Below are 20,274 nucleotides of genomic sequence, written 5' to 3' on the forward strand. Positions count from 1 at the left end.
CGTCAATTCACGTCATCGATCAAGGAGTTGCGACATGAGCTTTGCAGGTGAGCAGTATCCCGGCGTCCAGGCGCCGCCCCCCGAGGCCGAGGGCTTTCGCCTCAACCACACCATGCTCAGGGTCAAGGACCCCGAGGCATCGCTGGGCTTCTATACCCGGGTGTTCGGCATGCGCGTGCTGCGCCGGCTCGACTTCGAGGAGATGCAGTTCTCGCTCTACTTCCTGGCCCAGCCGGAAGCCGGCGAGGCTGTTCCCGAGGATGCGGGCGAGCGAACCGTCTGGACCTTCAGCCAGCGTGGCGTGCTGGAACTGACCCACAACTGGGGGACCGAGAGCCAGGAGGGTCGGATCTATCACGATGGCAATGCCGAGCCCCAGGGCTTCGGCCACATCTGCTTCTCGGTGCCGGACCTGGAGGCGGCCGAGGCCTGGTTCGACGCCAACCAGGTGGAGTTCGTCAAGCGCTCGGACCAGGGCAAGATGAAGGACGTGGTCTTCGTCAAGGATGTCGACGGCTACTGGATCGAGGTGGTCCAGGCTGATCGGCTCGCCGCCCTGGGCGACTGAGCCCGGCCTACCTGGCGGCAACGTTCTGGGCTTCCAGCTCGGAGGGGCGGCCCGCCATGGGCGCGCCCCGGCGATGGCCGGACTGGAGCGGCGGGGCCGGTCGGTGTAGGCTTGCCGCCCTCGTTCACAGCACAGGACCCGATCATGAGTGACCTGCCCAACTGCCCCGAGTGCGGCTCCGAATTCACCTACGACGACGGCCTCCAGCTCGTCTGCCCGGAGTGCGGCCACGAGTGGTCGAGGGATGCCGGTGCCGAGCCAGCCGAGGACGAGGCGGTGGTCCGCGATGCCAATGGCAACCCCCTGGCCGACGGCGACACCGTCACGGTGATCAAGGATCTCAAGGTCAAGGGCAGCTCCTCGGTGGTGAAGGTCGGGACCAAGGTCAAGGGCATCCGCCTGGTCGACGGCGACCATGACATCGACTGCAAGATCGAGGGCATCGGGGCCATGAAGCTCAAGTCCGGGTTCGTCAAGAAGGTGTGATACCCTCTCGCCACGACGGGAGGTGCCCCCCCATGGCCGAGGATTCACTCCACAAGGCTGATGCGGCCGCAAACGATGTCTCGCTCCGGGACAAGGTCGCGTTCCTGTCGAGTGCCCGGGCTTACCCCGGGTTCGAGGATGAGGTCGATGTCCGGGAGACCCACATGGCCTGGGTCTTCCTGGTGGGGGAGCGCGTCTACAAGCTCAAGAAACCCGTCGAGTACAAGCATCGTGATTGTCACTTCCTGCGCGACCGCGAGCTGCTCTGCCACGAGGAGGTCAGGCTCAACCGTCGCCTGGCGCCGGAGGTCTACCTCGGGGTGGCGGCCTTGCGGTTCGATCCCGCGGGCCGGCTGGTGCTCGATGGTGAGGGCGAAGTGGTCGACTGGCTGGTCGTGATGAAGCGGCTGCCCGAGCACCTCATGCTGGATGTGGCGCTATCTCGGGGCACCGTCACCGGGGCCAGCGTGACCCGGGTCGCTCGACGGCTCGCCGCCTTCTATCAGGGGCTCGAGCCGGTCGAGATGCCGGTAGCCTCCTACCTTGACCGTTTCAAGCGCGAGCTCGACCGCAACCGCGAGGTCATCGCCGATACCCGGTTCTCCCTGGCAAGCGATGGAGTGGCGGCCATGCTCGACCGTCTCGGCCGCCTGCTCGAGGAAGAGCCCGACCTGCTGGGGGATCGCCCTCGCCAGGGACGGATCGTCGAGGGGCATGGTGACCTGCGCCCCGAGCATGTCTGCCTCTCCGAGCCCCCCGTTGTCATCGATTGCCTCGAATTCAGCCGTCCCCTGCGGCTGGTGGACCCCTTCGACGAACTGTGTTTCCTGGGCCTGGAGTGCGAGCGACTCGGGGCTGCCTGGATTCTCGAGCGACTGGTCAGCGAATGCGCCCGGACGCTCCAGGACCGGCCAGAAAAGCGGTTGCTGGCCTTCTATACGGCCTATCGTGCCTGCCTCAGGGCACGACTGTCCCTTTGCCACCTGCTCGAGCCGGACCCGCGCACCCCGGAGAAGTGGGAGCCGCAGGCCAGGGAGTATCTGGCGTTGGGGCTGCGGGCCTGTCGTGAACTGGACTAGCAAAGAATCCGCATAGATGTCCTGCCACTCGGGCGGGGGGTGCTTGCTGGCGTTACGAAGGGCCCTCGAGCAGTTCGGTGAGCGAGCCATTCTCATGGACGCGGCGAATCGCCTCGGCAAAGAGCGGGGCGGCGCTGACCACCTCCAGGTGTCGGCTGGCCACCCCGGCATCGAGGCGGGTCGGCGGTACGGTGTCGGTAACGACGAGCTTTGTCAGCTGCGGGTCACTGACCACCCGGTCGGCATCACCGACGAAGAGGCCATGTGCCGCCAGGCCGTATACCTCCTTTGCGCCCCGGTCCAGGCAGGCCCGGGCGGCGCGCAGCAGGGTGCCGCCCGTGCTGATCAGGTCATCCACGACCAGCACCCTGGCCCCTTCGACCTCGCCGGTCAGCAGGGTGCCGCTGACCTTGCCCTCGCTGCGGCGTTTCTCCATGTAGGCCGAGCCGACCTCGCGACCCAGCATGGGCTCGAGCATTTCCCTGAAGCCCTGCGCTCGCTTCACGCCGCCCGGGTCGGGGGAGGCCACCACCACCGGCCCGTCGCCGCAGCGCTCCCGCATGTGATCGGCGAACAGGCGACGGGTATCGAGGGTATGGGTGGGGCAGCGGAAGGCGTTCTGGAAGGCCGCGGGATTGTGCACATCCAGTGTCATGACGGCGTCGATGCCCATGGCCTCCAGCAGCATGGCCAGATAGCGGGAGGTGAGCGGGTCGCGGGGCTTGGTCCGGCGATCCTTGCGCGCATAGGCCATATAGGGAATCACGGCAGTCACCCGCCGGGCTCCCGCGTCGCGGACGGTGCCCAGGAAGAACAGCAACCGGCAGAGCCGTTCGTTGACTCCCTGCTCCGGGTCGCCATTGAGGCTCTGCAGGACGTAGACATCCTCGCCACGCACGCTTTCCAGTGGTCGCGCCTTGTGCTCGCCGTCCTCGAAGTCGCGTTCCTCGTGTTCGGCAAGCGAGATGCCAAGCGCCTGTGCCACCTTCTCGCCGAAGGCTCGGCTGGGATTGAGGGAGAAGAGTTTCATGCCCTGCAGCATAGACGCTGGGTCCCGAACCTGGCGAGCACGCAGTTGGGTGGGGATCAGGAGCCGGAAGCGGACAGGCAGCTTGGCAGGCTCTCGCGCAGCGAATGGGGCAGGATGCCCAGGTCGTGGAAGCCGCCGATGTCCTCGTCGGCGACGTTGTCCGTCTGCATCAGGATCACCTGGTCGCGCGTCAACGGCGGGCCGGGCAGCCAGGCGGCCAGGGCCGCCATCAGTCGCCAGGCGAGGAAGGGGAGCGGCACCAGCGGCCGCTCGCGCTGCAGGTGGGCGAGCAGCGTCGCGAGGATCTCGCGGTAGCTCAGTACCTCGGGGCCGCCGAACTCGAAGAGGCGCCGTGCGGTGGCGGGGTGGCCGGTGAGCCGGGCGATGGCCCGCGCCACATCTGTTACATGTACCGGCTGCAGCCGGGTCGTGCCGCGACCGAAAAGCGGGACCAGCGGAAGCCGGGTGAGGCCCTCCAGGCCGGTGAGGAAGGCATCCCCGGGGCCGAACAGCACGCTGGGCCGCACGATGATCGCCTTGGGCATGGCCTGGAGTACCGCGTCCTCGCCCCGGGCGCGGGCCCGCACATAGGCCGAGGCCGAGTCGCGACGAGAGCCGATCCCCGAGACCAGCACCAGCCGCTCGATGCCCGCCGCCCGGGCTCGGCTGGCCAGCCGCTCGGCCCCCGTGACATGGATGGCCTCGAAGCTGGCGTCGCGTGTTTCCACATAGAGGCTGACGGCATTGACCACGGCGCTGGCGCCCTCGAGGGCCGCATCGATGCTCGCCTCGTCGCGCAGGTCGGCGGTGGCGAGTTCCACCGGATCGCCGTCTTCCAGCCAGGCGGGCAGGGCCGGGTGGCGGGCGGCGATACGCACCCCGCGGCCGGCCTCGACCAGCTCCCGGGCGATGGCGTCGCCGAGAAAGCCGGTGCCGCCGAAGACCGTGACCGGACCCTCGCGCATCATCGCCCTCCAGCGTGGCCGCTCAACGGTAGCCGGCCATCAGCTCGCGCACCAGCGGCGTATCGGCATCGCGGTGGGTGGGCAGCTCGAAGCGGGCCCGGGCGATGGCGGTGCGTGATAGCTCGGCGGTGATCAGCATCTCGCCTTCCTCGGCCTCGGCGAGCAACTCGCCGCGCGGGCCGAGGATGCGCGACCCGCCCCAGAAGTGGCTCTGGCCCTCGGGGCCGAAGCGGTTGGCCATGATCACCGGCGTGCCGTAGGTCATGGCGTAGAAGCGCACGTTCAGGGCCCAGTTCTGCTCGTTGGAGAAGTCATCGCTGACGATGCCCGAGGCCGAGTTGATCGGCGCGCAGAGCACCGTGGGACGGGGCAGCAGGGCGGCATGGACCAGTGCCGGGTTCCACAGGTCGGCGCAGATCAGCTGGGTGGCCGACCAGCCGGGGCGCACCGGGGTATGGGTGAGCGCGCTGCCGTGGGTGAACCACTTGCCCTCCTCGAGACCGCCGTAGGTGGGCAGGTTCAGCTTGCGGTGCACCGCGGCGATCTCACCGTCCTGGAGGATGGCCAGGGCGTTGTAGTACTCGCCGGGACTCGCTTCCTCGACGAAGCCCACCACCGTCTGCATCTCGCGGCAGGCCAGGGCCAGCTCGCGCAGGCGCGGGTCCTCCAGTGGCATGGCCACCTGCATCACCCGGCTGCCCAGGCCGTAGCCGGTCAGCGAGAGCTCGGGGAAGACCAGTAGCTCAACGCCTTGATCGCAGGCGTCCTGAATGGTGTCGAGATGCTGCGCCAGGTTGGCATCCACCTCGCCAAGGGTGGTGTTGATCTGGGCGGCGCCGACCCTGAGTCTGTCCTGATAGTGCATCTCATCCCCCTAGAAAGAGGGAAGGCCACCCGTGGGCGGCCTTCCTTGCCGTAGGCAATGGCCGGCATTATGCCAGCCATGTCGGGGCGCGTCACAGCAACTCGTTGTCCTCGAGGAAGGACTGGGACACGTCTTCGATGTTCTCCCGTTCGACGTCGACCCGTGCGTTGAGCTCGGCCATGGTCGCGTCGTCAAGCAGCGCCGACAGCGCGTTCATCTGCTCGGCGAGCTCGGGATTTTCTTCCAGGGTCTCCTGGCGCACCACCGGGGTCAGGGCATAGGCCGGGAAGTAGCCCTGGTCGTCCTCGAGGACTCGGAAGTCGAAGGCGGGGATGCGACCGTCGGTGGCGAAGACCAGGCCGACCTCGACATCGCCGTCGCGCAGGGCCGGGTAGACCAGGCCGGAGTCCATGCGCTTGACGTCGCCGCGGTCGACGCTGAAGTCATAGGCCTCCTGCAGCGGCCGCCAGCCGTCCTCGCGGGCATAGAATTCCGCGTTCAGGGCGAAGGTCAGCTCCTCGCCGTCATTGACCGCCTGGGCCAGGCCGGAGAGGGTGGCGATGCCACGCTCCTCGGCGTCCTCCTCGCGCATGGCCAGGGCGTAGGTATTGTTGGCATTGGAGGGCTCCAGCCATACCAGGCCCTTCTCGGCGTCGAGCTCCTTGACCCGCGCGTAGGTCTCCTCCGGCGACAGGCGCTCGGTGACGTCGTTGTAGTTGATCAGCGAGGTGCCGGTGTACTCCCAGTAGAGGTCGATCTGGCCATTCTCCTGGGCCTGTCGCAGCACGGCGGAGCCCATGCCGGAGCGATTCTCCACATCGTAGCCGAGCCCCTCCAGATACTGAGTGGTCATGTTGGAGAGGATCTGCTGCTCGGTGAAGTTCTTGCCCCCGACGGTGATCTCGGCGGCGCCGGCGGTGGTCATGGCACCGGCCAGGGCCAGGCCGGACAGGGTGGTCATCAGGCGTTTCATGGGGTCTTCTCCTCGTGTGCCTTGAAATGGTGTAGCACGTTTCGAATGATCAGGCGCGCGACGGGTTGACCCCGCGCGGCACCACTAGATAGGCGACGGTGGCGATCAGGGCATCGACGATGATCGCCAGCAGGGCGGTGGGGATGGCACCGGCCAGCATCATCACCGGATCGTACAGGTCGATGCCGGTGAAGATCAGCTCACCCAGCCCCCCGGCACCGATCAGGAAGGCCAGCGGCACGGTGCCCACGTTGATGGTCAGGGCGGTGCGCATACCTGCGAAGATCACGTAGAGGGCGTTGGGCAGCTCCACGCGGAGCAGGCGCTGGTTCGACGACATGCCAATGCCGGCGGCGGCCTCCATCAGCGCGGGATCGACCCCCTTGAGCCCGGTATAGGTGTTGCGGGTGATCGGCAGCAGGGTGGCGACGAACAGCCCGAAGACCGCCGGTACCGTGCCGATGCCCAGGAAGCTCATGGAGAGTGCCAGCACCGCGAGTGTGGGGATGGTGGTGCCGACGTTGAGCACCTGCATCAGCGATTCCGCCCAGCGGGTCATGCTGGGGCGCGACAGCACGATGCCCAGCGGGATGGCTGCCAGGATCGCCAGGCTGCCGGAGATCACCGTCAGCCACAGGTGCTGGACAGCCAGGTACTGCACGTCGGGCAGATAGAAGATGAAGTCATCGATGACCCCGGTCGATTGGCTCCACACCCCGGCGAAGAAGATCGTCACCAGCAGGAGTGCACGCAGGGCCCCTTTCAGGCTCTGGATGGGCATCGGCTCACTCCTTGACGGCGCTGTCGGGATTCCGGGTGGCGGCCTCGCGGGCACGGAAGCGTGAACCGAGGTGATGCGTCATGGCACGCTGGGTGATCTGGCCGCAGACACGACCGTCATCGTCCACGCAGGGCAGCCAGGTGGCGTCCTGAGAAAACATCAGCGAGGCGACCTTGCGCAGGTCGTCGTCCAGGGTCACCGTGCCCGGGACGTTCTCGTAGTGGTCACGACAGTAGCCCTTGGTGGTGCGCGCCTTGGCCCGGGTGATCAGGCCCACCGGCTGGCGCTGGTCGTTCACCATCAGGATGGCGTTCTGGTAGCCGTAGTCGTCGATGCGGGCCAGCGCCGTCTCCAGGGTGTCGCCGGGGCTCACCGTGGCGATCTCGTCGGAGACCACCTCGTGCACCTTGACCAGGTTGAGCCGCTTGAGCGCGCGGTCCTCGCCGAGGAAGGACTCGACGAAGGCATTCTTCGGCGCGGCCAGCAGGTCGTCGGGCGAGGCGTGCTGCACCAGCTTGCCCTCGCGGAATATCGCCACCCGGTCGCCCATCTTGATTGCCTCGTCGATGTCGTGGCTGACGAACATGATGGTCTTCTTCAGTTCCTGCTGCATCTTGAGGAACTCGTCCTGTATCACGGCCCGATTGATGGGGTCGATGGCGCCGAAGGGCTCGTCCATCAGCATCACCGGCGGGTCGGCGGCGAGCGCTCGAGCCACCCCGATGCGCTGCTGCTGGCCGCCGGAGAGCTCGCTGGGAAAGCGCTTGAGGAAGGCGTCGGGTTCCATGGAGATCATCGCCATCAGTTCCCGGGCACGCTCCCTGTAGCGCGCCTTGTGCCAGCCAAGCAGCTGGGGGACCACCGTGATGTTCTCCTCGATGGTCATGTTGGGGAACAAACCGATCTGCTGGATCACATAGCCGATGTTGCGGCGCAGGTCCTGGGTGTTCATGCCGGTGGTGTCCTCACCGTTGATGAACACCTTGCCGGAGGTCGGCTGCACGATGCGGTTGATCATCTTCAGGGTGGTGGTCTTGCCGCAGCCCGAGGGGCCGAGCAGGATGCAGATCTCGCCGCTGGGCACCTTCATGCTGATGTGGTCGGCGGCGACCACGGCGCCCTTGGGCGTGTCGAAGACCTTGGTCAGGTTATCGAGTTCGATCATTGGGATGTCCTTGTCGTCTCGGTCGTCAGGGGCTTGTCCTCAGGCGGTGGAGGTGTCGAGCTCCATGCCCCTGGGCGTCAGGCGCTTCTGAACGTAGAGCAGGCTGTAATCGACGATGATGGCCAGCAGGCTCACCGCCACGGCGCCGACGATCAGCTGGCGCGGATCCGACTGGGAGATTCCCCGGCTGATGAAGGTGCCCAGGCCTCCGGCGCCGATATAGGCGGCGATCGCCATCACGCCGATGTTGAGCACCACGGCGGTACGGACCCCAGCCATGATCACGGGTACCGCCAGCGGGATCTCCACCCGCCGCAGCCGCTGGTTCGGGCTCATGCCGATTCCCCGGGCCGCCTCGCGCAGGGCCGGGTCGACGTTGTTGATGGCGGTATAGGTGTTGCGAATGATCGGTAGCTGGGAGTAGAGCAGCACGGCGATGACCGCCGGCACATAGCCGATACCGTGGCCGATCAGGGAGAGCACTGGAATCATGATGCCGAACAGGGCAATGGAGGGGATGGTGACGATGATCGAGGCCACATACAGCACGATACGTGCGGCTTGCTCGTTCTTGGTGATGGCGATGCCGATCGGCACCCCGGTGAGGGTGGCAATCCCGACGGCCACGCCCACTAGGGAAATATGCTCGAGGCTCCGCGTGAGCAGCACGTCAATGTTGTCCAGTGCGTAAAGAATCAGTTCCACGTCGTTTCTCCTTGCGAGCCCCGGTCCCTTGGCAAGCATAGCCGCCGGGCAACGACCCTGCGGTGCCAAGGTGTGACGATGTTGCGGAAAGGGGCGAGGGGGGCGACGAATTGCCCCATGCGAGGCGTCACAGCATAGCAGAGCGCCCTATCTATTTGTTTTTCCGAGAATGAGGATGCGCAATGAGTCGAATTGGGAGTACTGATGCCTCCCGGGAAGCCGGCTGCGCCTGCTAGATCCTTCAAATGGGACTGATTATCGTTATTGTCGGCAACGTCCGTGAACGTGCTGCGATCCGCTCGATTTAGCGGCGGGGCTTCACATCAAAATCATACAGGACTAAAATGGTCCCCAATCGAATCTGAGGGGGAAATGCCCCCGGGGAGTCAGGCCTTGCTCAAGCTTTCGCGGCTGACCGACTACGCCGCCGTGGTGATGGCGCAGATTGCCCGTCACCCGGAGCAGCCCCAGGCCGCGGCGGAGCTCGCCGAGGCGGTCCAGCTGCCCCATCCCACGGTCAGCAAGACCCTGAAGATGCTGGTGCGTGCCGGGCTGCTGGAGTCGCGACGCGGCGCCCAGGGCGGCTACTCGCTGGCGCGTCCGGCGTCCCGGATCACCGCCAGCGACATCATCTCCGCCATCGAGGGGCCGGTGGCGATGACCGAGTGCAGCCAGGCCGGCGGCGACTGCGACCTGGCCGCCACCTGCGGGGTCGCCGACAACTGGCAGCGGGTCTCGCTGGCCATCCGCACCCTGCTCGACAGCGTGACCCTGGCCCACCTGGCCGACACCAGCCCGATCAAGCTGCCGGTGCAGCTGCCCATTCAGAGCGTGAGTCTGGCCGCCGAGGCCTGACGCACTCGAGCATTTCACTACCCGTGGCGAGCCTCGCTCGCCGACCCAACCGCCCGGGAGGGGACACATCATGGCAAGTCAGGAAATGGAACAGCTTGTCCGTCGCGAGTACAAGGAAGGCTTCGTGACCGACATCGAGAGCGACACGGTACCGCCCGGCCTGGACGAGAGCACCATCGCCTTCATCTCGAACAAGAAGGGCGAGCCGGCGTGGATGCTGGAGTGGCGCCTGAAGGCCTACCACCAGTGGCTGAAGATGACGCCGCCCTCCTGGGCTCACCTGGACTATCCGCCGATCGACTACCAGGCGATCTCCTACTACAGCGCGCCCAAGCGTGATGAGGACCGTCCCCAGAGCCTCGACGAGGTGGATCCCAAGCTGCTCGAGACCTACGAGAAGCTGGGCATTCCCCTGCACGAGCGGGCGGCGCTGGCCGGCGTGGCGGTGGATGCCGTGTTCGACTCCGTCTCGGTGACCACCACCTTCAAGGAGAAGCTTCACGAGGCGGGCGTGATCTTCTGTTCCATCTCCGAGGCGATCCGCGACTACCCGGAGCTGGTCCGGCAGTACCTGGGCAGCGTGGTGCCCCAGGGCGACAACTACTTCGCGGCGCTCAACTCGGCGGTGTTCACCGACGGCTCCTTCGTCTTCGTCCCGGAAGGCGTGACCTGCCCGATGGAGCTCTCCACCTACTTCCGCATCAACGCCGCCAATACCGGTCAGTTCGAGCGCACCCTGATCGTCTGCGAGAGCCGTGCCCAGGTCTCCTACCTGGAGGGCTGTACCGCGCCGCAGCGCGACGAGAACCAGCTGCATGCGGCGGTGGTGGAGCTGGTGGCGCTCGAGGATGCCTACATCAAGTACTCCACGGTGCAGAACTGGTACCCCGGCGACGAAGATGGCAAGGGCGGCATCTTCAACTTCGTCACCAAGCGTGGCGATTGCCGCGGCGACCGCTCGCGCATCAGCTGGACTCAGGTCGAGACCGGCTCGGCGATCACCTGGAAGTACCCCTCCTGCGTGCTGCGCGGCAAGGACAGCATCGGCGAATTCTACTCCGTGGCGGTGACCAACGGCCGCCAGCAGGCCGATACCGGCACCAAGATGATCCACATCGGCGAGGGCACCCGCTCGAGCATCATCTCCAAGGGCATCTCGGCCGGGCGCAGCAACCAGTCCTATCGCGGCCTGGTGAAGGTGGGTCCGCGGGCCAAGGGTGCGCGCAACTACACCCAGTGCGACTCGCTGCTGATCGGCGACCAGTGCGGCGCCCATACCTTCCCCTACCAGGAGATCGGCAACAGCACGGCCACCGTCGAGCACGAGGCGACCACCTCCAAGATCGGCGAGGACCAGCTCTTCTACTGTCAGAGCCGGGGCATCTCCGAGGAAGATGCGGTCAGCATGATCGTCAACGGCTTCTGCAAGGACGTCTTCCAGGAGCTGCCGATGGAGTTCGCCGTGGAGGCCGAGGCGCTGCTCAATGTCACCCTCGAGGGTGCGGTGGGTTAGGCGCCGCTCGCGCATTTCTCCGGATTCGCGAAAAGGTCAAAACATTCAAGGAGTCGCGCCGGCGGCTCACCACGAATCAAAGGTAGTCAACATGCTCGAAGTCAAGGATCTGCACGTCACGGTCGAGGGTTCCGAGATCCTCAAGGGCCTCAGCCTGACCATCAACGCCGGTGAAGTCCACGCCATCATGGGCCCCAACGGGGCCGGCAAGTCGACCCTCTCGGCGGTGATCGCCGGCAAGGACGGCTACCAGGTGACCCAGGGCTCGATCACCTTCGAGGGCCAGGACGTGCTGGAGATGGAGATCGAGGAGCGGGCCCGTGCCGGCCTCCTGCTGGGCTTCCAGTACCCGGTTGAGATTCCGGGGGTGAAGAACATCTACCTGCTCAAGGCAGCGCTCAACGCCCAGCGTGAGGCGCAGGGCCTGGGTGAGATCCCGGCACCGGCGTTCATGAAGCTGATCAAGGAGAAGGTCGCTTCCATGAAGATGGATACCAGCTTCCTGCAGCGTGCCGTCAACCAGGGCTTCTCCGGCGGCGAGAAGAAGCGCAACGAGATCCTGCAGATGCTGGTGCTGCAGCCGAGGCTCGCGATGCTCGACGAGATCGACTCGGGCCTCGACATCGACGCCATGAAGGTGGTCGCCGACGGCGTCAACTCGCTGCGCGCCGAGGACCGGGCCATCCTGCTGGTGACCCACTACCAGCGCCTGCTCGACTACATCGTGCCGGATCGCGTGCACGTGCTGGTCGATGGCCGCATCGTCAAGAGCGGCGATGCCGAGCTGGCCCGCGAACTCGAGAGCCGTGGCTATGACTGGGTGCAGGAGGAGACCGCCGCATGAGTGAAGAAGTGCAGAGCGATGTGAAACGTTTCCTCGACCGGCTGGACGAGCGCGTTGCCGAGCGCCTTGCAGCACAGGGAACTGAGCCGAGCTGGATCGCTGCCCGGCGCCAGGCGGGGGCCGCGCGCTTCGAGGCGCTGGGCTTTCCCCACCGGCGCATCGAGGCGTGGAAGTACACCGACGTGCGGGCCATCGCCCGCGGCGACTTTCGCCTGGCCACGGATGCCGACTTCTCCCCGGCCACGGCGGCGCGCCTGACCCTGCCCGTGGAGGCCCACCGCCTGACCTTCGTCGATGGCGTCTTTGCCCCGGCCCTGTCGAGGCTCGATGACCTGCCCGGCGGCGTGCAGCTGGTGCCGCTCTCCCGCGCGCTCGAGGAGAACCACGAGGCGGTGGGCGGCCCGCTGGGCCGGCTCACCGGGGTCGAGTTCTCACCCTTCGCGGCGCTCAACACCGCCTTCATGGAGGAGGGCGCCGTGCTTCGCCTGGCGCCGGGCACCGTGGTGGAGAAACCGATCATCCTGCAGTTCCTCTCCCGTGCGGGCGAGGCGCCGGTGATGAGCCACCCGCGCATCCTGCTCGAGATGGCCGGGCGCAGCCAGGCCACGGTCATCGAGCATCACGTGGGCGAAGAGCAGGCCGCCAACTTCACCAACCTGGTGGAGGAGATCATCCTCGATCGCGGTGCGATCCTCACCCACTACAAGCTGCAGGAGGCGCCGCTCGGTGACCTGCACGTGGCCAGCATCCACATCGAGCAGGCCCGCGACAGCCGCTACACCTCGTTCAATCTGAATCTGGGCGGCGGCCTGGTGCGCAACGACCTGGTGGCCGAGCTCAACGGCCAGGGGGCCGAGACCCACTTCAACGGCCTCTTTTACGGCCAGGGGCGCCAGCACGTGGACAACCACACCCTGGTCAACCACAACGCGCCCCACACCTTCTCCCACGAGAACTACAAGGGCATCCTCGACGACCGCGCCCATGGCGTGTTCAACGGCAAGGTGATCGTCAAGCGCGACAGCCAGAAGATCGAGGCCGAGCAGAGCAATGCCAACCTGCTGCTTTCAGACCGCGCCGAGATCGACACCAAGCCCGAGCTCGAGATCTACGCCGATGACGTCAAGTGCGCCCATGGCGCCACCACCGGCCAGCTCGACGAGGAGGCGGTGTTCGCCCTGCGCACCCGCGGCATCGACGCGCAGACGGCCCGTGGCCTGCTGACCCTGGCCTTCGCCGGCGAGGTGCTGGAGCAGGTCGACCTCGACGCCATCGCCGAGCGGGTCGAACTGGCCGTGGCGGGCAAGCTCCCCGAGCGCTTCAACCTGGCCGGCCTGGTGGAAACCGCCGCCGCCCTGAACGAGGAGTGAACCATGGCCGACTTCAGCGACCTGACGCTGGATGTGGCAAAGGTGCGACGCGACTTCCCGATCCTCGACCGGGAAGTCCACGGCAAGCCGCTGGTCTACCTGGACAACGCCGCCACCAGCCAGACCCCGCGGCAGGTGATCGCGATGTTCGACGACTACTACGCTCGCTACAACGCCAACATCCACCGCGGGCTGCATACCCTGGCCGACGAGGCCACGGCGGCCTTCGAGGGGACCCGCGAGACGGTGCGTGCCTTCCTGAACGCGGGCGAGGCCCGCGAGATCGTCTTCACCCGCGGCACCACCGAGGCGATCAACCTGGTGGCCAACAGCTGGGGGCGCGCCAACCTCGGCCCCGGTGACGAGGTGCTGATCTCGCGCCTCGAGCACCACTCCAACATCGTGCCCTGGCAGCTGCTGGCCGGCGAGCGGGGGTTCACCATCAAGGTGATTCCGGTGGACGAGCGCGGCGTGCTGGACATGGCGGCCTATCGCGACCTCGTCACCGAGCGCACCCGGCTGGTAGCGGTGAACCATGTCTCCAACGCCTTCGGCACCGTCAACCCGGTACGCGAGATGGCGCGGGTGGCCCACGAGCAGGGCGCGCGGATCCTGGTCGACGGTGCCCAGGCCGCACCCCACCAGACCATCGACGTGCGCGACATCGATGCCGATTTCTATGCCTTCTCGGGCCACAAGGTCTACGGGCCCACCGGCGTGGGCGTGCTCTACGGCAAGGCCGGGCTGCTCGAGGCGATGCCGCCCTGGCAGGGCGGCGGCGAGATGATCCGGACGGTCTCTTTCGAGACGCCCACCACCTTCGCCGACATCCCCCACAAGTTCGAGGCCGGGACCCCGGCCATCGCCGAGGTGATCGCCCTGGGGCGCGCCCTGCAGTGGGTCCAGCAGATCGGCCTCGAGCTGATCGGTGCCTGGGAGGCCCGGCTGCTCGAGCATGCCACCGAAGGCGTGCTGGGCATCGAGGGGCTGCGCGTGCTGGGGACCGCGCCGGACAAGGCGAGCGTGCTGTCGTTCGTGGTCGACGGGGCGCACGCTCAGGACATCGGGCTGCTGATCGACCAGCTCGGGGTGGCGATCCGCACCGGCCATCACTGTGCCCAGCCGCTGCTGGCCCAGTTCGGGCTGGACGCCACCTGCCGGGCATCCTTCGCCGCCTACAACACGCCCGAGGAGATCGAGGTCTTCGTCGAGGGGCTCGAGCGTGTCGTCGGCATGCTGCGCTGAGGTCTATCAAGGAGCGACATGAGCGATATCGAGCAGATTGCCACCCTCCACAAGGGCCAGCAGCTGCCCCTGCAGCGTGACGTGGAGGCGATCTCCATTCCCTTCGGCAAGACCGTGACCCTGCCGGAGGACAGCATCGTCAGCGTGATGCAGGCCAAGGGCAGCACGGTCAGCGTGGGCTTCGAGGGGCGCCTCTACCTGATCGAGGGGGCCAACCTGGATGCCCTGGGCCTCGAGGCGCTGCCGCGCCCGACCCTGCCCGAGGATGCCTCGGAGGACGAGATCGAGCAGTTCGTGTGGGACCAGCTGCGTACCTGCTTCGACCCCGAGATTCCGGTCAACATCGTCGACCTGGGTCTGGTCTATGGCTGTCGCATCGAGCGGCTGATCAGCGGCGAGCGCATCGTCACCATCCGCATGACCCTGACCGCGCCGGGCTGCGGCATGGGCGACGTGATCGCTGCCGATGCCCGCAACAAGGTCCTCGGTGCCCCGCAGATCAGCAAGGTCCATACCGAGATCGTCTTCGATCCCCCCTGGAGTCGTGAGATGATGAGCGACGAGGCCAAGCTGGAACTCGGAATGTTCTAGCGCCTCCTCCGGGGAGAGCGATGCACCGGCCATTCTGGAAGGTCTTCAAGGCGGTACTGATGTCGCTGGGAGCGCTTGCGCTGCTGGCGACGTTGCTGTTCGTGCTGGCCAATCTCTATGTGCTGGGCCGCACCCAGGGGAAGATCGAGGCCGAGCTGTCGCGCTGCGGCAGCGAGCCCGTGGGCATCGTCTTCGGCACCTCCCACTGGACGCGCAGCGGGGCGCGCAATCCACACTTCGAGGGGCGCATGGGCGCCGCCGCCCAGCTGATCCATCTCGGGCGGGTCGACCACCTGCTGATCTCCGGCGACAACAGCACCCGTTACTACAACGAACCGGTGACCATGTGGCGTGACCTGCGCGACCGCGACGTGCGCGACGCGGACATGACCCTTGACTATGCCGGCTTCAGTACCTTCGACACCCTGGCGCGGGCGCGAGACGTGTTCGGCGTGGAGCGGGCGCTGCTGATCACCCAGGACTGGCACCTGCCGCGGGCGCTGTTCATCGGCGAGGCGCTGGGGCTCGAGGTGAGGGGCTGTGCGGCGCCCGAGCGCGTCGTGGCCGGGCTCTGGCGGCTCAAGCTGCGCGAGTGGGTGGCGCGGGTGGCCACCCTGGGGGATCTCTACCTGTGGGAGCGCGAGCCGCATTTCCTGGGGCCGCTCGAACCCCTGCAGATCATGCCGCGGGAGCGTGACCGCCTGCGGCTCCCGTCGGGGATGTTCAGCGCTTCGGATGCTGCTTCTGAAGACGATACAGCTCGCGGATCAGCGCTCGACAGCCCATCCAGCACTCCTCGATGACCGGCTCCATCGGCTCGGGCAGGGGGTGGGTGAACAGCGTCGAGAGCGACTGCATCAGCACCCGCTCCTGTTCCAGCAGCTCGCCGATCACCACCTGGCTTTCGTTGCCGACGAAGCTCTTCAGCCGGCTCCACAGCCACATGTAGTCGTCGCGCTCGACATCGGCGTCGCGGGGCAGCAGGTTGAGGTGTTTGCGCGACAGCTCCTGGAGCTTGTGCATCGACGTCGCCCGCGCCTCGTAGTGGGGTTTCAGGCTGTCGCGCAGCGCGGGACGCAGGCGCTCCAGGTTGTCCTGAAAGTAGTCGATGCTATCAGCCATCGCCTCTAGGGCGCTGTCCATCGCCACCTGGCGATTGTCGAGAAACATGAGCGGTCACCTCCTCCGGTGACGCAGATTGTGGGGCTGTCGCCGCCCATTTGCCACCCCCGGGGATCAATAATTTGCCGCTTCCCCGTTAGCCTTTGGGCTGAGGATTCAGCCCCTGGGGCGAGGCGGGACCTTGCGGCGCGGGGCGGCATTCTTCTCCAGGTGCTCGATGACCAGCCCGGCGATGTCCTTGCCGGTGGCCGTCTCGATGCCCTGCAGCCCCGGCGAGGAATTGACCTCCATGATCACCGGGCCGTGGTTGGAGCGCAGCAGGTCGACGCCGGCCACCCGCAGCCCCATGGCCTTGGCGGCGCGGATCGCCGTGGAGCGCTCCTCCGGGGTGATGCGGATGACGCTGGCACTGCCACCGCGATGCAGGTTGGAGCGGAACTCGCCCTCGGCGGCCTGACGCTTCATCGAGGCCACCACCTTGTCGCCGATCACGAAGCAACGGATATCGGCGCCCTTCGCCTCCTTGATGTACTCCTGCACCATGATGTTGGCCTTCATGCCCATGAAGGCCTGGATCACGCTCTCGGCGGCCTGGTTGGTCTCGGCCAGCACCACGCCGATGCCCTGGGTGCCCTCCAGCAGCTTGATGACCAGCGGGGCGCCCCTGACCATGGTGATCAGGTCGGGAATGTCGTCCGGGGAGTGGGCGAAGCCGGTGATCGGCAGTCCCAGCCCCTTGCGCGACAGCAGCTGCAGCGAGCGCAGCTTGTCGCGGGAGCGGGTGATGGAGACGTTGTCGTTGAGCACATAGGTGCCCATCATCTCGAACTGGCGCAGAACCGCACAGCCGTAGAAGGTGATCGAGGAGCCGATGCGCGGGATCACCGCGTCGAAGGGCTCGAGCTCCTTGCCCTTGTAGTGGATCGAGGGGTGGTGCGAGGCGATGCTCATGTAGCAGCGTAGGGTATCGACCACCCGTGCGGTGTGGCCGCGCAGCTCGGCCGCCTCGATCAGGCGCCGCGTGGAGTAGAGGTTGCGGTTGCGGGACAGCAGCGCGATATGCATTCGGGGCTCCAGGGTCGATGGCCGGGAAGGGTCAGGGTTCGCCATGCAGGAAGGCCACGCCGGGCGCCACCAGCAGGCGGCGCAGGGCCCGACGGCCCAGCAGCATGGGGTGGCGCATGTCGCGGCGGTCGGTCAGGCTCAGCTCCACCGGGAACGCCAGGCTGCCCAGCTGCATCGTCGTGCGGATCACGTAGCGCCATTCGGCCTGGCCGTTGGAGCTGGTCACCCGCCGGCGGTCATGCAGGTGCATGCGGTGGACGTGGGACGGCGTGCCGGGGCCACCGCTGCGGGTCGTGAAGCCGACCCAGAGATGGCCATCCTCCTCGTAGGATTCGATGTCCTCGGCATGCAGCGCCGAGGTCCGGGCGCCGGTATCGGCCTTGGCGCAGAGCGTCAGGTGCAGTTCCGGCAGGGTGACCATCTCGCGGCGGCCGATCACCGCCTTGGGCGTGTAGGGCAGTTCTTTCATCATTTCCTCCCAGGTCTCTGCACTCAACGTGACAGGCCGGCCAGACGGCGGCCGATGGCGGAGTCCGCCCCGGCCTCGCGCAGCGTCATCAGCAGCGGCAGGCGCAGTCGCGGGATCAGCGCCAGGTCACGGGCCACAGCCGTGAAGTCGGCCCCGGGGATCTCGGCCAGGCGGTTGAGGAAGCGGGGCAGGCGCTCGGCATCCTCCAGGTGGTGCCAGCCGCGTCCGGCGATGGCCGCCAGCAGGTCGGGGCCGCAGGCGTCCGGGTCATCGAGCAGCACGTCGAACCAGGAGCCGGCCAGCTCGCTCGAGGCGCCGCCCATGGCCCGCACGCAGGCGCAGAAGGTCTCGATGTCCCCGGCGCGGCCCGCCGCTTCTCCGCGACGGCGCAGGGCGCGGGCCAGGTCGTCGGCAATCGCCACATGCTCCAGACAGTAGCACAGCGAGGTCAGCACCTCGCCGGGCAGGGTGTCGAGGCGCGCGGCCAGCGTTCGGCTCGTGTCCGCGTCCAGGCGCACCGCGACATCGGCCAGGCCCTGCAGGCCCAGAGCGCGCCAGTCGATCGCCTGTTGCCCGGTCAGGTAGGCCTCGGCCGGCTCGAAGTGCTGGCTGGCGGGAAGGCCCGCATCCCGGCTGGCGCGCGCATGCAGCACGGCCTGGAAGGGCAGCCTGGGGCTGAAGGCCAGGGGGTTGTCCTGCATCAGGTTGTCGATCCCGGCACTCTGCGTGCGCCCCAGGTCCTGCACGCTGTGGCCGAGGGTCTCCAGCAGGCGCTGCACGAAGGCGTCCCGCGGGGCCGGGTCGAGATGGCCCTGCTCGTCCAGCGGCAAGGCCAGGAACCAGATCAGTGGGTCCTCCAGGTCGCCCAGGCGGAACACCATGGCCAGGCGTGCCGTTCCCCGCCAAGGTGCCGGCCAGGCCAGATCGCCGGCCTCGAAGGCGGCCAGGGTGTCGAGCGAACAGGGCTCGACCCGGCGGCCCAGGTGGTAGAGCCTCACCTCGGCACCGCTGCGCAGGAAGAAGTCGTGAAGGCTGTGGATCGGTTGCATGCTGTCTCCCGGTCAGGAACCGTGCACTCTACCGCGGTGTCGGGGTGCTGTCAGCCGCCCGTGAGGGTCGTCGTCGCGACCCGTCGTTGGTCAGTTGTTGACCAGTCTGCCCCACGGCCCATGGGAAGCGGCCAGGGGAGATCTTTCCAACGTTTATCCACAGGCCCGTTCAGGATATCTGTGCACTGTGCACAAGGCGGGTAACGGGGACGCTTCCGGATGGGCCAAGGCCCGCGGGGTGGCCAGCGGCGGGGCCGAACGGGGATAATGGCCCCACATGCACCGAAGAGATTGCTCATGACCGTTCACGACGAACTCGGCGCCGCCCTGCGCGAGCTCGAGGCCACCATGAAGGCCGCCGACCTGTGGCGCATGGAGCGACCCGACCCGGAGGCCTACCGCAGCGTCCAGCCGTTCTGTATCGACACCATGACGCTGCCCCAGTGGCTGCGCTTCGTGCTCATCGTGCGCCTGGAGGCCCTGGTCGAATCGCGCTCGCCGATGCCATCGACGTGCGACGTGGCGCCCGCGGTGGAGGCCTGGCTGACGCAGGAGGGCGCGCGCGCCAGCGACCGGCTGCTGCTATGTCGCGTGGTTGAGGAGATCGACCGCCTGGTCACCGAGAACTGAGCCATGCCCTGGTCCTTCGCCTACGGCAGCAACATGAATCCTGGCCGGGTCGCGGCTCGCATCGGCTCTGCCCGCCGGGCGAAGTGGCTCGGCGGTGGAGGCGGTCACCGGGCTCGACGAGGCGACCCTGGTAGAGTTGGATCTTTCGCGGCATTCGCCTCGCTAGGCGCCTGAAGGCACCGAACGCAATGAGGCCCGCCGAATGGCGGGCCTCGTGGTGTCGGGCGGAGCGATCAGAAGCGGAAGCTGAGGCCCGCCATCACCACCACCGGGTCGATCTCGACCGTGCCGATGTCGTCACCGTCGAGGCTGGCATCGGTATCGATATCCAGGTACCAGGCGGCGGCGTTGAGCGCCCAGTGGTCGTCGATCAGCAGGTCGACGCCCAACTGGCCGGCGGCGCCCCAGGAGTCATCCAGCTCAAGGTCACCGCCGCCCACGATCTCTTCATCGGAGAACGTGGTGTAGTTGACGCCGATGCCGGCATAGGGCTGGACGCGGGCCGCGGTGCCGCCCAGCGGGTAGTACTGCACGGTCAGGGTCGGCGGCAGATGGTCGGTGGAGCCGGTAACAGCCCCGTCGGCGATGTTGAAGTTGTGGTCGAAGGGCTCGGCCGCCAGCAGCTCGACGCCCAGCTTGTCGGTGAAGCGATAGCCCAGGGTAAAGGCAAAGGCGCTATCGTCCTCGACATCGATCTCAAGATTGTCTGCGGTGAGTTCGCCGTTGTCGCTCTTGGGCTCGACCTTGGCCACGCCCACGCGGGTGAAGAAGTCGCCGGCGCCGTAGGCGAAGGCCTGGGTGCTGGCGGCGGTGAAGGCGGCCGCCGCGATGCCGGCGGCGAGCAGGGTGGGGAGGGCGGTCTTGTGCATGGGTCGACTCCTGGTTGACGAAGGTGCGGCCGCTT

General features: G+C 67.1%; 23 protein-coding genes. 11 read left to right on the forward strand and 12 right to left on the reverse strand.

The genetic code is table 11. The features are described 5' to 3' along the window. Nucleotides 1-34: 34 nt before the first annotated feature. From gloA to OP498_RS02185, 3 genes are all read left to right on the forward strand, one after another. Nucleotides 35-568: a lactoylglutathione lyase gene (gene gloA / locus OP498_RS02175; RefSeq protein WP_280546492.1), complete on the forward strand. Its 534-nt coding sequence runs from the start codon at nt 35-37 to the stop codon at nt 566-568. Nucleotides 569-712: 144 nt separating this feature from the next. Beyond that, nucleotides 713-1,054 carry a zinc ribbon domain-containing protein YjdM gene (locus tag OP498_RS02180; RefSeq protein WP_280546494.1) on the forward strand — a complete coding sequence of 114 codons (342 nt, stop codon included), beginning with the start codon at nt 713-715 and terminating at the stop codon, nt 1,052-1,054. Between the two features lie 32 nt (nt 1,055-1,086). After that, complete coding sequence (locus tag OP498_RS02185; RefSeq protein ID WP_280551934.1) at nt 1,087-2,133, forward strand: phosphotransferase; 1,047 nt, start codon at nt 1,087-1,089, stop codon at nt 2,131-2,133. 52 nt (nt 2,134-2,185) lie between these two features. Here OP498_RS02185 and OP498_RS02190 read toward each other — a convergent pair whose 3' ends face one another. The 7 genes from OP498_RS02190 to OP498_RS02220 form a co-directional block, all read right to left on the reverse strand. Further along, a complete protein-coding gene (locus OP498_RS02190; protein WP_280551936.1) occupies nt 2,186-3,163 on the reverse strand; it encodes a ribose-phosphate pyrophosphokinase in 978 nt (325 codons plus the stop codon). A 56-nt stretch (nt 3,164-3,219) separates the two neighbouring features. Then, nucleotides 3,220-4,128: a complex I NDUFA9 subunit family protein gene (locus OP498_RS02195; RefSeq protein ID WP_280551938.1), complete on the reverse strand. Its 909-nt coding sequence runs from the start codon at nt 4,126-4,128 to the stop codon at nt 3,220-3,222. A gap of 22 nt (nt 4,129-4,150) precedes the next feature. Then, nucleotides 4,151-4,993, reverse strand: coding sequence for a nitrilase-related carbon-nitrogen hydrolase (locus OP498_RS02200; protein ID WP_280546499.1), 843 nt, complete (start codon nt 4,991-4,993; stop codon nt 4,151-4,153). 91 nt (nt 4,994-5,084) lie between these two features. Next, a complete protein-coding gene (locus OP498_RS02205; RefSeq protein WP_280546500.1) occupies nt 5,085-5,966 on the reverse strand; it encodes a glycine betaine ABC transporter substrate-binding protein in 882 nt (293 codons plus the stop codon). Between the two features lie 49 nt (nt 5,967-6,015). Beyond that, nucleotides 6,016-6,747 carry an ABC transporter permease gene (locus tag OP498_RS02210; protein WP_280546502.1) on the reverse strand — a complete coding sequence of 244 codons (732 nt, stop codon included), beginning with the start codon at nt 6,745-6,747 and terminating at the stop codon, nt 6,016-6,018. 4 nt (nt 6,748-6,751) lie between these two features. After that, nucleotides 6,752-7,912, reverse strand: a complete 1,161-nt coding sequence (locus OP498_RS02215; protein ID WP_280551939.1) for an ABC transporter ATP-binding protein — start codon at nt 7,910-7,912, stop codon at nt 6,752-6,754. 39 nt (nt 7,913-7,951) lie between these two features. Further along, the gene (locus OP498_RS02220) at nt 7,952-8,617 is read right to left on the reverse strand and encodes an ABC transporter permease (RefSeq protein ID WP_280551941.1); all 666 of its coding nucleotides are present in this window, start codon (nt 8,615-8,617) and stop codon (nt 7,952-7,954) included. A gap of 393 nt (nt 8,618-9,010) precedes the next feature. On the opposite strand from OP498_RS02220, the gene OP498_RS02225 reads away from it, so the two are divergent. The 7 genes from OP498_RS02225 (at nt 9,011) to OP498_RS02255 (ending at nt 15,838) form a co-directional block, all read left to right on the forward strand. Next, on the forward strand, nt 9,011-9,472 hold the full coding sequence (locus tag OP498_RS02225) for an SUF system Fe-S cluster assembly regulator (RefSeq protein ID WP_280551943.1): 462 nt from the start codon (nt 9,011-9,013) through the stop codon (nt 9,470-9,472). 70 nt (nt 9,473-9,542) lie between these two features. Then, nucleotides 9,543-10,985: a Fe-S cluster assembly protein SufB gene (gene sufB, locus OP498_RS02230; RefSeq protein WP_280546508.1), complete on the forward strand. Its 1,443-nt coding sequence runs from the start codon at nt 9,543-9,545 to the stop codon at nt 10,983-10,985. Nucleotides 10,986-11,076: 91 nt separating this feature from the next. After that, entirely contained in the window at nt 11,077-11,829 is a 753-nt protein-coding gene (gene sufC / locus OP498_RS02235; protein ID WP_280546510.1) for a Fe-S cluster assembly ATPase SufC, read from the forward strand. After that, entirely contained in the window at nt 11,826-13,199 is a 1,374-nt protein-coding gene (gene sufD / locus OP498_RS02240; protein ID WP_280551945.1) for a Fe-S cluster assembly protein SufD, read from the forward strand. The genes sufC and sufD overlap by 4 nt, the downstream gene beginning before the upstream one ends. Before the next feature lie 3 nt (nt 13,200-13,202). Then, nucleotides 13,203-14,444, forward strand: coding sequence for a cysteine desulfurase (locus OP498_RS02245; protein WP_280551947.1), 1,242 nt, complete (start codon nt 13,203-13,205; stop codon nt 14,442-14,444). Between the two features lie 18 nt (nt 14,445-14,462). Further along, complete coding sequence (sufT, locus tag OP498_RS02250) at nt 14,463-15,035, forward strand: putative Fe-S cluster assembly protein SufT (RefSeq protein WP_280546516.1); 573 nt, start codon at nt 14,463-14,465, stop codon at nt 15,033-15,035. A 20-nt stretch (nt 15,036-15,055) separates the two neighbouring features. Further along, nucleotides 15,056-15,838 (forward strand): ElyC/SanA/YdcF family protein, encoded by a 783-nt coding sequence (locus tag OP498_RS02255; protein WP_280551950.1) that lies wholly within the window; start codon nt 15,056-15,058, stop codon nt 15,836-15,838. Here the strand turns inward: OP498_RS02255 and OP498_RS02260 are convergent. The 4 genes from OP498_RS02260 to OP498_RS02275 all read right to left on the reverse strand — a co-directional run bounded on the left by OP498_RS02260 (nt 15,759) and on the right by OP498_RS02275 (nt 18,740). Then, the gene (locus tag OP498_RS02260; RefSeq protein WP_280546518.1) at nt 15,759-16,205 is read right to left on the reverse strand and encodes a hypothetical protein; all 447 of its coding nucleotides are present in this window, start codon (nt 16,203-16,205) and stop codon (nt 15,759-15,761) included. The two genes, OP498_RS02255 and OP498_RS02260, sit on opposite strands and share 80 nt — an antisense overlap. A 108-nt stretch (nt 16,206-16,313) precedes the next feature. Further along, nucleotides 16,314-17,222, reverse strand: coding sequence for a 30S ribosomal protein S6--L-glutamate ligase (rimK, locus tag OP498_RS02265; RefSeq protein ID WP_280551952.1), 909 nt, complete (start codon nt 17,220-17,222; stop codon nt 16,314-16,316). A 31-nt stretch (nt 17,223-17,253) separates the two neighbouring features. Further along, nucleotides 17,254-17,691 (reverse strand): RimK/LysX family protein, encoded by a 438-nt coding sequence (locus OP498_RS02270; protein WP_280546521.1) that lies wholly within the window; start codon nt 17,689-17,691, stop codon nt 17,254-17,256. Nucleotides 17,692-17,714: 23 nt separating this feature from the next. Continuing rightward, the gene (locus OP498_RS02275; protein WP_280551953.1) at nt 17,715-18,740 is read right to left on the reverse strand and encodes a DUF3549 family protein; all 1,026 of its coding nucleotides are present in this window, start codon (nt 18,738-18,740) and stop codon (nt 17,715-17,717) included. A 297-nt stretch (nt 18,741-19,037) separates the two neighbouring features. Here OP498_RS02275 and OP498_RS02280 point away from each other — a divergent pair, with 297 nt between their 5' ends. After that, entirely contained in the window at nt 19,038-19,370 is a 333-nt protein-coding gene (locus tag OP498_RS02280) for a YqcC family protein (RefSeq protein WP_280551954.1), read from the forward strand. 233 nt (nt 19,371-19,603) lie between these two features. On the opposite strand, the gene OP498_RS02285 is transcribed toward OP498_RS02280, so the two are convergent. Then, nucleotides 19,604-20,239, reverse strand: coding sequence for an OmpW family outer membrane protein (locus tag OP498_RS02285; protein ID WP_280551956.1), 636 nt, complete (start codon nt 20,237-20,239; stop codon nt 19,604-19,606). Nucleotides 20,240-20,274 lie beyond the last annotated feature (35 nt).

Source organism: Halomonas sp. 25-S5, assembly GCF_029889845.1.
Lineage (GTDB): Bacteria > Pseudomonadota > Gammaproteobacteria > Pseudomonadales > Halomonadaceae > Halomonas.

What these genes read in the sequence shown, in the direction of transcription:
- OP498_RS02270 (WP_280546521.1), bottom strand. Translation starts at nt 17,691, where the DNA reads ATGAAAGAACTGCCCTACACGCCCAAGGCGGTGATCGGCCGCCGCGAG.
- sufD (WP_280551945.1), top strand. Translation starts at nt 11,826, where the DNA reads ATGAGTGAAGAAGTGCAGAGCGATGTGAAACGTTTCCTCGACCGGCTG.
- gloA (WP_280546492.1), top strand. Translation starts at nt 35, where the DNA reads ATGAGCTTTGCAGGTGAGCAGTATCCCGGCGTCCAGGCGCCGCCCCCC.
- sufT (WP_280546516.1), top strand. Translation starts at nt 14,463, where the DNA reads ATGAGCGATATCGAGCAGATTGCCACCCTCCACAAGGGCCAGCAGCTG.
- OP498_RS02210 (WP_280546502.1), bottom strand. Translation starts at nt 6,747, where the DNA reads ATGCCCATCCAGAGCCTGAAAGGGGCCCTGCGTGCACTCCTGCTGGTG.
- OP498_RS02260 (WP_280546518.1), bottom strand. Translation starts at nt 16,205, where the DNA reads ATGTTTCTCGACAATCGCCAGGTGGCGATGGACAGCGCCCTAGAGGCG.
- OP498_RS02205 (WP_280546500.1), bottom strand. Translation starts at nt 5,966, where the DNA reads ATGAAACGCCTGATGACCACCCTGTCCGGCCTGGCCCTGGCCGGTGCC.
- OP498_RS02275 (WP_280551953.1), bottom strand. Translation starts at nt 18,740, where the DNA reads ATGCAACCGATCCACAGCCTTCACGACTTCTTCCTGCGCAGCGGTGCC.
- OP498_RS02180 (WP_280546494.1), top strand. Translation starts at nt 713, where the DNA reads ATGAGTGACCTGCCCAACTGCCCCGAGTGCGGCTCCGAATTCACCTAC.
- OP498_RS02245 (WP_280551947.1), top strand. Translation starts at nt 13,203, where the DNA reads ATGGCCGACTTCAGCGACCTGACGCTGGATGTGGCAAAGGTGCGACGC.
- OP498_RS02195 (WP_280551938.1), bottom strand. Translation starts at nt 4,128, where the DNA reads ATGCGCGAGGGTCCGGTCACGGTCTTCGGCGGCACCGGCTTTCTCGGC.
- OP498_RS02255 (WP_280551950.1), top strand. Translation starts at nt 15,056, where the DNA reads ATGCACCGGCCATTCTGGAAGGTCTTCAAGGCGGTACTGATGTCGCTG.
- sufC (WP_280546510.1), top strand. Translation starts at nt 11,077, where the DNA reads ATGCTCGAAGTCAAGGATCTGCACGTCACGGTCGAGGGTTCCGAGATC.
- OP498_RS02190 (WP_280551936.1), bottom strand. Translation starts at nt 3,163, where the DNA reads ATGAAACTCTTCTCCCTCAATCCCAGCCGAGCCTTCGGCGAGAAGGTG.
- OP498_RS02280 (WP_280551954.1), top strand. Translation starts at nt 19,038, where the DNA reads ATGACCGTTCACGACGAACTCGGCGCCGCCCTGCGCGAGCTCGAGGCC.
- OP498_RS02185 (WP_280551934.1), top strand. Translation starts at nt 1,087, where the DNA reads ATGGCCGAGGATTCACTCCACAAGGCTGATGCGGCCGCAAACGATGTC.
- sufB (WP_280546508.1), top strand. Translation starts at nt 9,543, where the DNA reads ATGGCAAGTCAGGAAATGGAACAGCTTGTCCGTCGCGAGTACAAGGAA.
- OP498_RS02215 (WP_280551939.1), bottom strand. Translation starts at nt 7,912, where the DNA reads ATGATCGAACTCGATAACCTGACCAAGGTCTTCGACACGCCCAAGGGC.
- OP498_RS02285 (WP_280551956.1), bottom strand. Translation starts at nt 20,239, where the DNA reads ATGCACAAGACCGCCCTCCCCACCCTGCTCGCCGCCGGCATCGCGGCG.
- OP498_RS02200 (WP_280546499.1), bottom strand. Translation starts at nt 4,993, where the DNA reads ATGCACTATCAGGACAGACTCAGGGTCGGCGCCGCCCAGATCAACACC.
- rimK (WP_280551952.1), bottom strand. Translation starts at nt 17,222, where the DNA reads ATGCATATCGCGCTGCTGTCCCGCAACCGCAACCTCTACTCCACGCGG.